Source organism: Pseudomonas emilianonis (genome assembly GCF_023072625.1).
Taxonomy (GTDB): Bacteria; Pseudomonadota; Gammaproteobacteria; order Pseudomonadales; family Pseudomonadaceae; genus Aquipseudomonas; species Aquipseudomonas paraveronii.
In genome coordinates this window covers 1-1002 of sequence record NZ_JAKNRV010000718.1, presented here as the reverse complement: position 1 = coordinate 1002, position 1002 = coordinate 1, and the positions used below count along the sequence as shown (strand labels likewise).

Here is a 1002-nt window from a genome sequence, read left to right as displayed (position 1 = left end):
GGTCGGCACGCCAGCGGCTGCCAGGCGCGCCACGCCTTCCTGGCGCTGGGCTTCGGTGAGCAACGGCCAATCGCCCATCGACCCGCAATACACCACGGCACTCATACCGATATCGATCAATTCGCGGCCCTTGGCGACCAGGGCGTCGAAATCCGGTTCGCGCGCGGCGGTACACGGGGTCATCAGCGCGGGGATGCAGCCGGTGAAGATGTTGTCGCTCATGGTACTGACTCCTTGGAATGCTCAGTCAAACAGTGCAGGGCTCAGATGCCCCAGGCGAAAGGGTCCTGCTCATCGATCAGCAGAGTGCTGTCGGCGGTCATGTAGGCGCGGCCGGTGATGAACGGGCTCACGCGTTCGCCGTCCCATTCATAGCGGCCTTCGAACTGGCTGCCCGTGATGCTGGCTTGTACCCAGGTTTCACCCGGGGCGAGTTGTTTGTCGGCGGCCAGGCAGGCGAGCTTGGCGCTGGTGCCGGTGCCGCAGGGCGAGCGGTCGTAGGCTTTGCCTGGGCACATGACAAAGTTGCGGCTGTCGGCGTGGTCGTCGTCGGCAAACAACTCGATGTGGTCGATCAGGGCGCCGTGTTCACCCTGGATGCCCTGGGTTTCGAGGGCCTTGAGCATCGCCCAGGTGTAGTCGGTCAGGGCGTCGACGTTATCCATCTGCAGCGCCTGGCCGTGTTCCGAGACCAGGAAGAACCAGTTGCCGCCCCAGGCGATATCGCCATGGACTACGCCATGGCCCGGCACGTCCACCGCTACCCGTTGGCGAAAGCGGTAGGCCGGCACGTTGCACAGGGTCACGGCGCCGTCCTCGTGCAGTGTGGCCGCCACCGGCCCGACCGGGGTGTCGATGGTATGCACGCCGGGCGCAATGCGCCCTAAATAGTGCAGCGAGGCAACCAGGCCGATCGTGCCGTGGCCGCACATGCCGAGGTAGCCCGCGTTGTTGAAGAAGATCACGCCGCATAGGGCGCCTGGCGTGACCGGCGCGCAATAC

1 protein-coding gene and 1 pseudogene are annotated in these 1002 nt (G+C 65.3%); both read right to left on the bottom strand.

The annotated features are described in order from the left end of the window. Window positions 1-222: pseudogene (locus tag L9Z73_RS31150) on the bottom strand (dihydrodipicolinate synthase family protein); the annotation flags it as partial. A 41-nt stretch (window positions 223-263) separates the two neighbouring features. After that, a partial coding sequence (locus L9Z73_RS31145) for a proline racemase family protein (protein ID WP_247408842.1) occupies window positions 264-1002 on the bottom strand: 739 nt, incomplete at its 5' end.